At 63.7% G+C, this 14017-nt stretch carries 14 protein-coding genes; 5 read left to right on the forward strand and 9 right to left on the reverse strand.

Annotated elements, in window-relative coordinates:
- Nucleotides 1-89: 89 nt before the first annotated feature.
- The 4 genes from QP941_RS03550 to QP941_RS03565 are packed head-to-tail and all read right to left on the reverse strand — an operon-like array spanning nt 90 to nt 3508.
- The gene (locus QP941_RS03550; RefSeq protein WP_049378073.1) at nt 90-281 is read right to left on the reverse strand and encodes a hypothetical protein; all 192 of its coding nucleotides are present in this window, start codon (nt 279-281) and stop codon (nt 90-92) included.
- A 51-nt stretch (nt 282-332) separates the two neighbouring features.
- Nucleotides 333-1316, reverse strand: coding sequence for a trimeric intracellular cation channel family protein (locus QP941_RS03555; RefSeq protein ID WP_284868027.1), 984 nt, complete (start codon nt 1314-1316; stop codon nt 333-335).
- A complete protein-coding gene (locus tag QP941_RS03560; protein WP_284765951.1) occupies nt 1316-2233 on the reverse strand; it encodes an exodeoxyribonuclease III in 918 nt (305 codons plus the stop codon). Before QP941_RS03560 ends, QP941_RS03555 begins: the two co-directional genes overlap by 1 nt.
- Before the next feature lie 21 nt (nt 2234-2254).
- Nucleotides 2255-3508, reverse strand: a complete 1254-nt coding sequence (locus QP941_RS03565) for an MFS transporter (RefSeq protein WP_284765953.1) — start codon at nt 3506-3508, stop codon at nt 2255-2257.
- Between the two features lie 216 nt (nt 3509-3724).
- Here QP941_RS03565 and QP941_RS03570 point away from each other — a divergent pair, with 216 nt between their 5' ends.
- Complete coding sequence (locus QP941_RS03570) at nt 3725-5938, forward strand: NADP-dependent isocitrate dehydrogenase (RefSeq protein WP_284868028.1); 2214 nt, start codon at nt 3725-3727, stop codon at nt 5936-5938.
- Between the two features lie 72 nt (nt 5939-6010).
- Here the strand turns inward: QP941_RS03570 and pdxT are convergent, their stop codons facing one another.
- Both pdxT and pdxS read right to left on the reverse strand, forming a co-directional pair.
- The gene (pdxT, locus tag QP941_RS03575; protein ID WP_284868029.1) at nt 6011-6601 is read right to left on the reverse strand and encodes a pyridoxal 5'-phosphate synthase glutaminase subunit PdxT; all 591 of its coding nucleotides are present in this window, start codon (nt 6599-6601) and stop codon (nt 6011-6013) included.
- The gene (gene pdxS, locus QP941_RS03580) at nt 6595-7497 is read right to left on the reverse strand and encodes a pyridoxal 5'-phosphate synthase lyase subunit PdxS (protein WP_284765956.1); all 903 of its coding nucleotides are present in this window, start codon (nt 7495-7497) and stop codon (nt 6595-6597) included. Before pdxS ends, pdxT begins: the two co-directional genes overlap by 7 nt.
- A gap of 81 nt (nt 7498-7578) precedes the next feature.
- Here pdxS and pdxR point away from each other — a divergent pair, with 81 nt between their 5' ends.
- From pdxR to metX, 4 genes are all read left to right on the forward strand, one after another.
- Nucleotides 7579-8883, forward strand: a complete 1305-nt coding sequence (pdxR, locus tag QP941_RS03585; protein ID WP_284868030.1) for a MocR-like pyridoxine biosynthesis transcription factor PdxR — start codon at nt 7579-7581, stop codon at nt 8881-8883.
- Between the two features lie 37 nt (nt 8884-8920).
- The gene (locus tag QP941_RS03590; protein WP_284868031.1) at nt 8921-9082 is read left to right on the forward strand and encodes a hypothetical protein; all 162 of its coding nucleotides are present in this window, start codon (nt 8921-8923) and stop codon (nt 9080-9082) included.
- A gap of 122 nt (nt 9083-9204) precedes the next feature.
- Nucleotides 9205-10521 carry an O-acetylhomoserine/O-acetylserine sulfhydrylase gene (locus tag QP941_RS03595; RefSeq protein ID WP_284868032.1) on the forward strand — a complete coding sequence of 439 codons (1317 nt, stop codon included), beginning with the start codon at nt 9205-9207 and terminating at the stop codon, nt 10519-10521.
- Complete coding sequence (gene metX / locus QP941_RS03600; RefSeq protein WP_284868033.1) at nt 10518-11636, forward strand: homoserine O-acetyltransferase MetX; 1119 nt, start codon at nt 10518-10520, stop codon at nt 11634-11636. Before QP941_RS03595 ends, metX begins: the two co-directional genes overlap by 4 nt.
- Nucleotides 11637-11734: 98 nt before the next feature.
- On the opposite strand, the gene QP941_RS03605 is transcribed toward metX, so the two are convergent.
- The 3 genes from QP941_RS03605 to QP941_RS03615 all read right to left on the reverse strand — a co-directional run bounded on the left by QP941_RS03605 (nt 11735) and on the right by QP941_RS03615 (nt 14001).
- Nucleotides 11735-12715 (reverse strand): HNH endonuclease signature motif containing protein, encoded by a 981-nt coding sequence (locus tag QP941_RS03605; protein ID WP_284868035.1) that lies wholly within the window; start codon nt 12713-12715, stop codon nt 11735-11737.
- Nucleotides 12716-12841: 126 nt separating this feature from the next.
- Entirely contained in the window at nt 12842-13156 is a 315-nt protein-coding gene (locus QP941_RS03610) for a DUF3017 domain-containing protein (RefSeq protein WP_250408787.1), read from the reverse strand.
- Nucleotides 13153-14001, reverse strand: a complete 849-nt coding sequence (locus QP941_RS03615) for a bifunctional methylenetetrahydrofolate dehydrogenase/methenyltetrahydrofolate cyclohydrolase (protein ID WP_284868036.1) — start codon at nt 13999-14001, stop codon at nt 13153-13155. Before QP941_RS03615 ends, QP941_RS03610 begins: the two co-directional genes overlap by 4 nt.
- Nucleotides 14002-14017 lie beyond the last annotated feature (16 nt).

The following is a 14017-nucleotide window of genomic DNA, read 5'->3' on the forward strand; positions in this document are numbered from 1 at the left end:
CCGCGCGGTTCACATCCTTCCCCGGCGCCGCCTGAGCGAGGGATCGAAAAAATCCCCTACCCGTAGGGCAGGGGAAGCGGCGCAAGAACTTAAATCTTGCGGGAGGTGGGGCTAACAACATCCATAAAGATGGCAAAGCCCGCAACCATCAGCGCGCCGCCCACGCCCATCAGCACGATGGGGCCGAGGAAAGCGAAGGACGGACCAACAACGGTCCACCACCAGATGCTCAGGCCGAGGATTACAGCGCCGAGGACGAAAGAAATAATTGCGCGAGCCATGAACTTTCTCCGTTGCAGATTACTGAATTTTTTGACTTACCTATACTAGCACTACTGCTTGTGTTTGGGTGCCTTGCGCTTGCCGACGTCCCCCTTATTAAAGCTCCACTGCTGCTCCACGTTTACTCCCCGTGCCCCTGGCGAGTGCCGGCCGCTCGGCCGCGTAATCGACTGCTGCTTCGGCCGGCGCGCGATGCGGTTGCTCGATATATCGCTGTAGTCCGTTCCTTCAGCTGCCGTAGCAAACGCTCGAGACTTTTTCCTAAACGTCCGGCTCAAGGGGCGGCTTAGCGGCCGAGTCAGCGGGCGCGTAATGGGGCTGGCATAGCGCGTGGCCGCGCCCGCCTTGCGCTTGGCCTTGCGAGCGCCATCGCGCACAATGCGCGCGGACAAACGCAGGCGCGGGTCCATCTGCTGCTCGGCATCGCGATATTCAAAGACGGGCAGGCCTTTCTTGAAGTAGATCGCGGCCAAGCGGGCAAAAAAGCACACGGAGGCGGTGATAATCGCGGCCGGTTCCTCGGCCAGGCCACTGTGGTACAGCGCCATAAATAGCGCCGCGGCGAGCACCGAAATCGCGGCGTAAAACTCGCCGGAAAAGACCAGCGGGATGCGATCCGAAAGCAGGTCACGCAGCACGCCGCCAAAGACGCCAGAAATCACCGCGGAAACCGAGGCAATAATGAACCCGTGACCTAAATGGACCGCAATTTGGGTGCCGAGCACCGAAAAGACCGCAAGCCCCAGGGCATCCAAGATGAGGAAGAGGTGGCGGAAATAGTGCATGAGGAAGGACATGCCCACCGTCACTACGGCCGCCACGATGACGATCACCAAATAGATGGGGTGCTCAACCCAGGTAAAGGGAGGATCATCGAGGATCATATCGCGCACCGTGCCGCCGCCCAGCGCCGTCATGGAGGCGATCATGGTGACGCCAAAAAGGTCGAGCTTTTGGCGGCCGGCGGACAATGCGGCGGTCATGGACTCAGCCGTAATACCAACTACATACAGGACGCTAAATAGTGGCGTCATCAGCGGTACTCCACCAGCAGTGGGGAATGGTCTGACCAGCGCTGCTCCACGGTAGGGGCCTTATCCACCCAGGTGCGCTGCGCGCGCTCCAGCATCGGGCGGGTGGCCGCCTGGTAATCGATGCGCCACCCAGCGTTGTTATTAAATGCCTGGCCACGGTAGGTCCACCAGGTATAAGGACCATCTTCTTCTGGGTGCAGGCGGCGGGCGACATCGAACCACTGCGGATCCGCGGCCGGGGACCACGGCTCGCCGCCCGCGTACTCGACAACACCCTGCCACTGTCCCAGGTTCTTCTTTTCCTGCGGCTCATCATCCGGGAACGAACCAAAGACGTGGTCCATGAAGGCGCGCTCTTCCGGCAGGTGGCCAGCCTTCTTTTCGTTGGCCTTATTATTTTTCAGGTCCTGGGCGCGGTGGCAGATATTCCAGTCGCCGCCGATGACCATATCGGCCGGGCTGCCATCAGAATTCTTGCGCGCCGCGTTCTCCGCCAGCACCTCCTGGAACTCATCCAAGAAGCGGTACTTTTCATCCAACTTCGGCGAACCGGCATCGCCGGAAGGCAGGTATAGGGAGGCGACGCGAATGTCGCGGGTGGTAGCGGCGATCCATCGGCCGGCGTCGGTAAAGGAGCCGAAGCCCACTTCGACGTCGGCAAGCGGGGTGCGGGACAAGATGCCGACGCCGGCGCGGCCCTTTGCGGCGGCGTCGGCAAGAGCTAAGTGCCAGCCCGCCTCGAGGGCTGGGGCCAGGGCCTTTTCGGCTTGCTCCGGGGTTGCGCGCACTTCTTGCATGAGCACGATATCGGCCGGAGTCTCCTCTAGCCAGGCGTTCATACCGGGGTTATTTTCATTGCGCTGCTTGCACGCAGCACGGATTCCATTGACGTTTACGCTCGCGATGGTAAGGGTCATGCCAACAGCATATCGGTATGCCTAGGCGCGGCGAGCAAGGCGCTTTTTATCCCACATCGTCGCAGCCCATACCAGGCACCCCGCCGCCGCCAGGCCGGCACCCGCCAGCGCCGGGGCGGAGTAGCCCAAGCCGGCACCCACCACGGCGCCGCCAATGGTCGCACCGGCCGCGTTTGCGATGTTCAGCGCGGACTGGTTAAGGGCTGCGGCCAAAGTCTGGGCGTCGCCAGCCACATGCACCAAGCGCAGCTGCAGCGAAGGCACCAGGGTAGAGCCCATAAACGCCACGCAGCCAAAGCACAAGGTAGCGGGGATGGCATGGCCGGAGAGGAAGTAGAAGGCCGTCAGGATAACGATGAGACAGGCCAAGGCAAAGATGATGCCAAACTCCAGGTTGCGGTCAGCCAGCCAACCGCCGAAGGCATTGCCGATGGTCATGCCGATGCCATAGGCCATGAGCACCACCCAGATGAGGCTCTGGTCCATGCCGGCGACCTCGGTCATGGTCCACGAAATATAGGTATAGACGGAGAACATGCCGCCAAAGCCGACCACGCCCATGATGACGGTGAACCACACCTGGCTGTTTTTGAACGCACCGAATTCGGTGCGAATATCGGTCTGCTTCATCTCTGTCATGTGCGGCATCAGGAAGAACAACGCAATGGCGGTGACAATACCCAAGGCCACGACCACCAGGTAGGCCGCCTGCCAGCCCAGCGCGGAGCCGAGGGCTTGGGCGGCCGGCACACCAATAACCGTGGCGATGGCTAGGCCCATGCCCACATAAGCCATGGCCTTGCCGCGGCCGCCTGGGGGCGCCATGGATGCGGCAGAAAGGTTAGCCACGGAGAAATAAGCACCGTGCGGCATGCCCGCGATGAAGCGCGCAATCATGAGGATGGCGTAATTCGGTGCCAAGACCGAGAGGAGGTTACCCACCACGAGAAAGCCGATGAGCAGCAAGATCAGGCGGCGGCGCGGCAGCTTGCCGGTAAAAGCCGCAATCAAAGGGGCACCGACCACCACGCCCATCGCATAAATGGTGATGAGCGTGGAGGCGTTTTCTTCCGAAACGCCAAAATCATCTGCAATAAGCGGCAGCAGGCCCATGGACACAAACTCCGTGGTGCCGATGGCAAACGCGCCCAGGGCCATGGCCACCATGACGATGGCGCGGCGGCGGGCGGTGATCTCCGTTTGCAACGGCAGCGGACGGCGGCGAATGCGGTGTTCGTGTGCGCTGCGCGGGCTTAGCTCATCGATGATTTTCATGGAGAGTGAGCGTACACCCCGGGTGTGCTGGCAGCATGACTACAGCGGGTGGTCGTGAATATCTCCACCCCACCCATGCACGGGTGATGATTACCACGCAACCCTTTTCAAGGGGCGGCACATGGGGGATCACTTTCAGCAAACTGGCCCACATGCCGCCCACAAAATCGGTAATCTGGGCACTTGAACAATTTTCCAACGTTATATAGGAGAATCATGGCAAAGATTACGTGGACCCGTACCGATGAGGCGCCGCTGCTGGCGACCTACTCCCTCAAGCCCATCGTGGAGGCCTTCGCTTCCACCGCTGGCATCGACGTGGAAACCCGCGATATCTCGCTGGCCGCCCGCATCGCCGCGCAGTTCCCAGAGCGCCTGACCGAGGAGCAGAAGGTCGAGGACGCCTTGGCGGAGCTGGGCAAGATGGCCAAGACCCCGGAAGCAAATATCATCAAACTGCCGAATATTTCTGCTTCCCTGGTGCAGCTGAAGAAGGCCATCGCCGAGCTGCAGGCCGCAGGTTACGATCTGCCTGATTACCCGGATAATCCTTCCACTGAGGAAGAAAAGGACATCGCCGCCCGCTATGACTCCGTCAAGGGCTCCGCTGTTAACCCGGTGCTGCGCGAGGGCAACTCCGACCGCCGCGCGCCGGAGGCCGTGAAGAACTTTGTAAAGAAGCACCCGCACCGCATGGGCGAGTGGTCCAAGGACTCCAAGACCAACGTTGCCACCATGGCGGACAACGACTTCCGCCACAATGAGAAGTCCGTCATTCTGGAAAACGAGGACACCCTGTCCATCGTCCTCAAGACCGCCGATGGCGAGCAGACCCTGCTGCCGGAGCTGCCGGTTCTTAAGGGTGAGGTCATCGACGGCACCTTCATGTCCGCAAAGGCCCTGGATGAGTTCCTCATCGAGCAGGTCAAGCGCGCTCAGGAAGAGAGCGTTCTCTTCTCCACCCACCTGAAGGCCACCATGATGAAGGTCTCTGACCCCATCCTCTTCGGCCACGTCGTCCGCGCCTTCTTCGCCGATGTTTATGACAAGTACGGCGAGGAGCTGCTGGCTGCCGGTCTCAACGGCGAGAACGGCCTGGGCGCTATCTACGAGGGCCTGAAGAACCTGGACAACGGCGAAGAAATCAAGGCTGCTTTCGACGCCGCGCTTTCCGACGGCCCCGACCTCGCCATGGTCAACTCCCACAAGGGCATCACCAACCTGCACGTGCCTTCCGACGTCATTATTGACGCCTCCATGCCTGCCATGATCCGCACCTCCGGCCACATGTGGAATAAGAACGACGAGGAGCAGGACACCCTCGCCGTCATTCCGGATTCCTCCTACGCTGGCGTCTACCAGGCTGTTATCGAGGACTGCAAGGAAAACGGCGCCTTCGACCCAACCACCATGGGTACCGTGCCGAACGTTGGCCTCATGGCGCAGAAGGCCGAGGAGTACGGCTCCCACAACAAGACCTTCAAGATCCCGGCTGCGGGCACCGTTGAGGTTCGCAACTCCCAGGGCGAGGTCCTCATCTCCCACGACGTAGAGGAAGGCGATATCTGGCGCGCTTGCCAGACCAAGGACGCCCCGATCCAGGACTGGGTCAAGCTCGCCGTCAATCGCGCTCGCCTGTCCGGCATGAAGACCATCTTCTGGCTCGACCCGGAGCGCGGCCACGACCGCAATATCAAGTCCCTGGTGGAAAAGTACCTCAAGGACCACGACACCGAGGGCCTGGATATCTCCATCGAGGATCCAGTGACCGCTACCAAGACCTCCATCGAGCGCATCCGCCGCGGCGAGGACACCATCTCCGTGACCGGCAACGTGCTGCGTGACTACAACACGGACCTCTTCCCCATCCTCGAGCTGGGTACCTCCGCCAAGATGCTGTCTGTGGTTCCACTCATGGCAGGCGGCGGCCTCTTCGAGACCGGTGCCGGCGGCTCCGCCCCGAAGCACGTCCAGCAGGTCGAGGAAGAAAACCACCTGCGCTGGGATTCCCTCGGCGAGTTCCTGGCCCTGGCTGAGTCCTTCCGCCACGAGAAGCAGACCAACGGCAACGAGAAGGCCGGCGTCCTGGCCGCCACCTTGGACAAGGCCACCGAGCGCCTGCTCAATGAGGGCAAGTCCCCGTCCCGCAAGGCTGGCGAAATCGACAACCGCGGTTCCCACTTCTTCCTGGCCACCTTCTGGGCCGAGGAGCTGGCTAACCAGACTGATGATGCCGATCTTGCCGCTGCGTTCAAGGACGTGGCTTCCCAGCTGTCCTCCCAGGCAGACGAGATTGCCCAGGCGCTTGTCGACGCCCAAGGCAACCCCGCCGACCTCGGCGGCTACTACTGGCCGAATGACGAGAAGACCTCTGCCGTCATGCGCCCAGTTGCTCAGTTCAACGAGATCATCGACGGCCTGAAGAAGTAAGTCTTCACAGGCGAATGCCGCCCCGCAGCGTTCATTGCTTCGCCGCGGGGCGGCTTTGGTGTATCTGCGTACTTAGAAGCTGTCGAGCCAGGCGGCGTGTACGCGGGCGTCGCCATTTTCTTCTGGGTGGAAGCTCAGCGCCGTCACGTGGCCCTGGCGTACGCCGACCACCGCGTCGCCGCTTTCACCCGGCACCGTCGCGATGACCTCGACGCCCTCGCCCACGCGGGTGACCAGCGGCGCGCGAATGAAACTCGCCTCAATGTCGAGCGTTTCCTCCCCCGCCGTCACAGGCACCGTGCGTTCTTCGGAAAAGCGCTGGTTGCCAAAGGCATTGCGCCGCACGGTCACGTCCAACAGCCCCAGGGTGTGCTGCCCCGGCGCGGGGTTATCGAGCTCGCGGGCGCAATAAATGAGCCCCGCGCAGGTCGCGAGCACCGGCAATCCTGCGGCCGCCGCGTCGCGCAGCGGCTCGGCCAGCCCGAAGCTGCGCGCCAGCTTGTCGATGACGCTCGACTCGCCGCCCGGAATCACCAACCCGTCGAGCCCATCCAAGTCGCGCGGCACACGCACCCGGCGCGTAGCAACACCGAGTACGTCCAGAATGCGCAGGTGCTCCTCGACGCCGCCCTGCAGCGCTAGCACCCCGACGGTGGCTACCATCCACGCTCGGCCAGACGGTGCGGTGCAGGCACGTCGTTGACGTTAATGCCCACCATGGCCTCGCCCAGGCCGCGGGAAAGCTTGGCGAGCTCAGCGGGATCGTCGTAAAGCGTGGCGGCCTTCACGATGGCCTCCGCGCGCGCTGCTGGATTGCCGGACTTGAAGATGCCGGAGCCCACGAAGACGCCTTCGGCGCCCATCTGGCGGACAAGGGCGGCGTCGGCAGGCGTGGCCACTCCACCGGCTACGAAGAGTACAACCGGGAGTTTGCCGGTCTCCGCAACCTCTGCAACCAGGTCGTACGGCGCCTGCAGCTCCTTGGCCGCGACATAGAGCTCGTCTCGATCCAGGTGGCGCAGGCGGGCAATCTCGGCCTTAATGGTGCGCAGGTGCTTCACGGCCTCGGAGACGTCGCCGGTGCCGGCCTCGCCCTTGGAGCGAATCATGGCCGCGCCCTCGGTGATGCGGCGCAGCGCCTCACCCAGGTTGGTGGCGCCGCACACGAACGGCACGTCGAAATCCCACTTATTGATGTGGTTGACGTAATCGGCCGGGCTGAGTACCTCGGACTCGTCGATAAAGTCCACACCCAGCTCGCCCAGGATCTGCGCCTCTACAAAGTGGCCGATGCGGGCCTTGGCCATGACCGGGATATTCACGGCCTCGACGATGCCCTCGATAAGCTCCGGATCAGACATGCGGGCCACGCCGCCTTGCGCGCGGATATCGGCCGGCACGCGCTCCAGCGCCATCACGGCCGACGCTCCCGCATCTTCCGCAATGCGCGCCTGCTCCGGGGTCACGACGTCCATGATGACGCCGCCCTTCAACATATCGGCCAGTCCTCGCTTCACGCGTGTGGTAGCGCGTCCTTGTTCATTTACCTGTTCAGTCATAGGTGCCATAGTGGCCCACACAAGTGGTACAAGACAAGAGCCATTTTCAGCGTGTTGGATTAGACCACTTATGATGGGCCCGTGCCCCTTCGCCTCGATCCCTCTGATACGCGGCCGCTGCCCGTGCAAATCGCCGCCGCCTTGCGCGCCCAGGTTGCCGCCGGCGTCCTCCTGCCCGGCGAGCGCGCTCCCTCGACCCGCCACTTGGCTTCGCAGCTCGGCATTTCCCGAGGCAGCGTGGTCACCGCCTACGACCAACTCACGGCCGAAGGCTACCTCACCGCCGAGGTTGGCTCCGGCACCGTCATCAACCCACTGCTCCCCCACGCCCGCGCTCCACAGCCTCAACCCGCGCCGCACCCTACCTCTACTCCGAAACAGATCGAGCTCACCCCAGGCCTTCCAGACACCGCCGGGATCCTCACCCCCGAATGGAGGGCAGCGTGGCGTCGGGCGGCGGTGGACCCCTCCGGCGATCTCCCTCGCGAAGTAGCCGGGCACCTGCGCCACATGCGTGGACTCACCGTCGATCCGGCCTACGTGGTGGTGACCGCCGGCGCCCGCGATGGTTTGTCGGTGCTACTACACGCACTGGGCGGGCAGCTTCGGGTAGGCGTAGAGTCGCCGGGCTATCCCAGCCTGCGCCGCGTGCCCCAGGCGTTAGGCCATACGCTTGTCGACGTCCCCACCGACGCCGAAGGCGTCACCGTCCCCACCGTGGACCTCGACGTTCTCATCGTTACTCCTTCCCACCAGCATCCCTATGGAGGGTCCTTGCCAGCGGCGCGGCGAGCGGAGCTCGTCGAATGGGCCCGCGCCCACGGCGCCCTCCTCATCGAGGACGACTTCGACTCCGAACTGCGCTACGTCGGCCAGCCGCTGCCCGCCCTGGCAGCACTCGCTCCAGAGCACACCGCGTTGCTGGGCACCTTTTCCTCGGTCATTTCTCCCTCGATTGCCTGCGGTTACCTCGTCGTCCCACCGCGCCTGCGCCCGGCCGTGGACCGCGTGCGCGAAGTCTTCGGCCAACCCGTCGGCGCCATCCCTCAGGCCGCACTCGCCCACTACCTTGCCAGCGGCGCTTTACGACGCCACACCGGCCGCATGCGCCGCACCTATAAACGCCGCCGCAACCTAGTGGCCGAAACGCTCGGCACCATCGAAGGCGCGCAACTCCTCCCCATTCACGGCGGCCTTCACGCGGTATTGCTGTGTGACCCGGCCGTGGTCCCCCGCGCCGCCGCCCGCGGCATCAAGCTCACCCCGCTGCGCGATTATTGGGGCGGCGCCGACGCCGAAGATGGCGTGGTCCTCGGCTTCGGGCACCTCAGCGACACTGAGCTGCGCACGAGCCTCACCGCGGTCGCGGCCGCATTACGCGAGTGATACCATAACCCCAAAGACCATAAAAGAAAGGTGATAAATGTCCCTCGGTCCGCTTGAATTTCTACTCATACTCATTCCGTTCCTCATCCTCGCCGGAATCATCGCCATCGTGGTCAAGCTCGTGCACAATAGCAACGAAACTCGTGCAAACACCCGCCGCGTTGCCGATCAGCTCGAGGAACAAGACCGTCGCCGCTAAGCAAGGCACCCCACCAGACCAAGCACACACCAACCGCTTGGTCTATTTTTATTCTCGTTCCTGCCAGCGGGTTTCATTAAAGCCGTTCGCAAGACATACCGCTTGGTCTAGTCTTGCCAAGCATGACGACGAAATACGATAACTCCAATTCCAACTGGTCCTTCGCTACCCGCTCCGTACACGCGGGCCAAAACCTCGACGGGCACCACAACGCCCGCAACGTGCCGATTTACCAGACCACTTCCTACGTCTTTAACGACGCCGAGCATGCGGCCAACCGCTTCAATCTTTCTGACGCCGGCCCCATCTACACCCGCCTGACCAACCCCACCCAGGACGCGCTGGAAGAGCGCCTCTCCTCCCTCGAGGGCGGCGTCGCGGCCGTCGCCTTCGCTTCGGGACAAGCTGCCGAAACCGCGGCCATTTTGAACCTCGCCTCGGCCGGCGACCACATCGTGACCTCCCCGCGCCTCTACGGCGGCACCTCCACCCTCTTTACCGTCACGCTCAAGCGCCTAGGCATCGACGTCACCCTCGTCGAGGACCCGGACGACCCGCAGTCCTGGCAGGACGCCGTCCAGCCAAATACCAAGGCCTTCTACGGCGAGACCTTTGGCAACCCCGTGGCCGATGTCCTCGATATCCCGGCCATCGCCGAGGTCGCCCACAACAACCAGGTCCCGCTCATCGTGGATAACACCATTGCCACCGCCGCCCTCGCCCGGCCGCTGGACCTCGGCGCGGACATCGTCGTGGTTTCCACCACCAAGTTCTACACCGGCAATGGCTCGGCCATCGGCGGCGCGATTATCGACGGCGGCTCTTTCGACTGGACCGTCACCCGCAACGGCGAGCCCGTCTTCCCCTACTTCGTCACCCCAGACGAGGCCTACCACGGCCTGAAGTACGCCGACCTTGGCGGCCCAGCCTTCGCACTCAAGGCCCGCGCCGGCCTGCTGCGCGATACCGGCGCCGCCATCTCCCCCTTCAACGCCTGGCTGACGCTGAATGGAATCGAGACGGTGGGGCTGCGCGTCGAAAAGCACAATGCCAATGCCCAGGCCGTTGCCGAGTACCTAGAAGGCCACGCCAAGGTCACCAAGGTCAACTACGCCGGCCTGGATTCCTCGCCGTATAAGGCCACCAAGGAAAAGCTCGGCTACGCCTATACCGGCTCCGTGCTCTCTTTCGACATCGACGGCGGCCGCGAGGAAGCCTGGGCGTTTATCGACGCCCTCAAGCTCCACTCCAACCTCGCCAATATCGGCGATACCCGTTCCCTGGCCGTGCACCCGGCAACCACCACGCACTCCCAGTCCGACGAGCCTGCGCTTGCCGCGGCCGGCATCACCCAGTCCACCATCCGCCTATCCGTGGGCATCGAGCACATCGATGACATCATCGCGGACCTCGAGCTAGGCTTTAACGCGCTGGCATGAAGCTAGTTAGCATCGGCGACTTTCACACCGAAGCCGGCGCCACGCTTGCCGACGCCCACATTGCCTACCACCGCTTCGGCCACCTCCTCGGCGATCCCCACGGCCGCAATAACGTCATTGTGGTTGAACACGCCCTGACCGGTGACTCGAATGTGGCCGAATGGTGGGCCGATCTGGTCGGCCCTGGCAAGGCGCTAGATACGACGAAGTGGTGCGTTATCGCCACCAACGCACTGGGCGGCTGCGGCGGCTCCACCGGCCCCGCCTCCCCGCACCCAGACGACGGCCGCGCCTGGGGCTCGCGCTTCCCTGCGCTTTCGGTGCGCGACCTCGTCGCGGCCGAGCGCGCCGCGCTCCGCGAGCTCGGCATCACCCACGTCCACGCCATCATTGGCGGCTCGATGGGCGGCGCGCGCACGCTGGAGTGGACGCTGATGCACCCCGAGGCCGTTGATGCGGCTTGCGTCATTGCCGTATCGGCCCGCGCTTCCGCCTGGCAGATTGGCATCCAGTCAGCGCAAATCGCGGCCATCGAGCAGGATTCCTTCTGGCACGGCGGCGACTACTACGCCTCCGCGCAGCGCCCGCGCGAGGGGCTGGCGGCCGCACGTCGCATTGCACACCTGACGTATCGCGGCGAGCAGGAAATCGACGAGCGCTTCGGCGTCCAGGCTCAGACCGGCGAGAACCCACTCGGGCCCTACCGCCGCCGCAATGAGCGCTTTGCCGTCAACTCCTACCTGGACTATCAGGGCATCAAGCTGGCCGACCGCTTTGACGCCGGCTCCTACGTCACCCTCACCGAGGCGCTCAACCGCCACGATATCGGCCGCGGCCGCGGCGGCCTCAACCGCGCACTGGGCTCATCGGAGGTGCCAACCATGGTCGTCGGCGTGGACACGGATATCTTGTACCCGTATCACCAGCAGGAACACATCTCGCGCAACCTCGGCAACCTGCTGGCGATGGCGAAGGTTGTCTCCCCTGTAGGCCACGACGCTTTTCTCACCGAGTCACGCCAGATGGATCGCATCTTGCGAAACTTCCTCACCCTTTCCCAACCGGACCCGAGCATCGATTCTGCGGCAGGCGATCCCACGGAGTATTCGATCTAAAGGCTCGCTGCATCTGCGATCGCCGAAGCCGCGCAGCGCGCACCATCGATAAGGTGTGCGGCACGCTGCGCTGGGACTACGGCTCGACGGGGTGGGACTCAGCGGTCTTCGGGCGGTTTAGCCCAGGGCGGGCGCCAGACGATACCTTCGCCGGGGCGGCGCTCGAGCCGGCCGCGGCGCGGCGGCGCATTGGGGTCATCATCATTGACCCCGTTGTGATACTTGCAGGCCATGGTGAGGTTCTCGGGATTCGTGTCCCCGCCGAGCAGCCACGGGGTGAGGTGGTGGACTTGGCATTCATCCGCCGGCGTATGGCAATCGGGCCACGGGCACACAGGATTTTCCGCCATCGCCATCTGGCGTTGCTTCCATGTAGCCCGGCGCCGCGATTGATAGAGGTTTACGGGGCCGGTGACGGGGTGGATGAGGGTGATAAGGCCGACGTCGGCAAGCGCGCGGCGGGCAAGGTCCGCACCGGAGATTTGCGCGCCATTGGTCAGCTGCAGGGTGACGTCCTCGCCGTGGGTAACTTTGACCATCTCATTGAGGGTGAGGACCACGTTGGTGGTGATTGTGGAGGCGGCGGCACCCTGAGCAAAGACGCGGCGGGCATCGGCGACGGTGGAGACATGGTTGTTAATCTCTGCCACCAGTTCGGACTCGGCGGTAATGGTCAGCGTCCACAGGTCGTCGCGGCGGCGGGTTAGGCGCACGCCCTCAGAGCGCTTAGTGGTACGCTCCTCGCGCACAAGGCGACGGGCGCGCTTTTCAATCTCGCTGGTAGCAACGCGCAGGGCGCAGAGTTCCTCGCGCAGCGCCCAGGCTGCACGCTGGGTTTTCATCTTCTGGGCGTAGTGCTCGATGATTTTTAGCGCGTCGAGCGGCAGCGTGGTGCGGCGGGCGGTGCGCTGCTTGGCGCGAAAGGAGGTGCGGCCGAAGTAGGTATCGGCAAGGCGGGCGAACTCGGCGGCTTCGCGATCGCTAAAGCCCTTATCGACGAGCTCTTCTACCGACAGCCCAGCACACTCCTCGATGAGCACCATCGGGGAGTTCACGGCTGTCAAGTAGGTCGAAATCATGGCCCTGAGCCTAAGCGGGCCGCGCAACCCAGCGCGCAGTGGCAGGCGCTGGCCTGTGGATAACCGCCGGAACGACACCTTGTGGGACCGAGATGGGTGATGGTTCTACAAAAAGCCTGTGGACAACTAGCTGCCGAGCGAGTCCACCGAAAAGGCCAGGAAGGCCATCACGGCGCCGAGCAGGCCGGTAAAGCAGGCATCAAAGCGGCGCGAGCGCACCGCCAGCACGCCGACGCGGCTGGAATCGCAGGTAAGGCGAACCACTGTGAGCCACAGCAGGGCGAGGCCAAGGAGGAACGTGGCCCGGCGCCAGTACTCGAATGCCGCGTAGCCGCCAGAGACAACCACGCCCGCCACGAAGATGCCAATGGCCGCCCACTGCGCGGCGGGCGGCAGCGGGGAGGGCGCGAGGCCGGCGTCGTGCGGATTGTCTAGATTCACGCCAACTTTTCCGCGCGCTCGACGATATTGCGCACCAAGAAGGCACGGGTCAGCGGGCCGACGCCGCCCGGGTTCGGCGAGACGAATCCGGCCTTGTCCCAGCAGTCTGGGTGGATGTCGCCGGTGAGCTTGCCGTCGACGCGGGAGACTCCGACGTCGAGAAGCGCGGCGCCTTCCTTAATCATGTCCGCAGTGAGCATGTGGGGCTGGCCGGCGGCGGCGATGACGATATCGGCCTCGCGGGTCTCGGCGGCCAGGTCCTTGGTGCCGGTGTGGCAGAGGGTGACGGTGGAGTTCTCGCTGCGGCGGGTAAGCATCAGGCCAATAGGGCGACCCACGGTCACGCCGCGGCCGATGACCGCGGTTTTGGCGCCGTCAAGTTCAACGCCGAAGCGGCGCAGCAGGTGCAGGCAGCCGTTCGGGGTGCAGGGCAGGGGCGCATCCTCGTTGAGCACGAGCTTGCCTAGGTTGACGGGGTGCAGGCCATCGGCGTCCTTTTCGGGGTCGATGCGCTCGAGTATGGCGTTTTCATCCAGGTGCTTCGGCAGCGGGAGCTGGACGATGTAGCCGGTGCAGGCATCATCAGCGTTGAGTTCATCAATGACGGCCTCGAGTTCTTCCTGCGTAATATCGGCCGGCAGGTCCTTGCGGATGGAGTTGATGCCGAGTTTTTCGCAGTCGCGGTGCTTCATCTTCACATAGGACTGGGAGCCGGGGTCTTCGCCGACCAGGACGGTGGCGAGGCCGGGCGTAATGCCCTTGTCCTTCAGCGCGGCCACGCGCTGGGCGAGGTCGGCGAAAATCTCGTCGCGGTACAGTGTGCCATCTAGTTTGGTAGCGCTCATAGCCACCATCCTAGAC

The sequence above is a fragment of the Corynebacterium sp. MSK150 genome, assembly GCF_030229215.1.
Taxonomy (GTDB): Bacteria; Actinomycetota; Actinomycetes; order Mycobacteriales; family Mycobacteriaceae; genus Corynebacterium.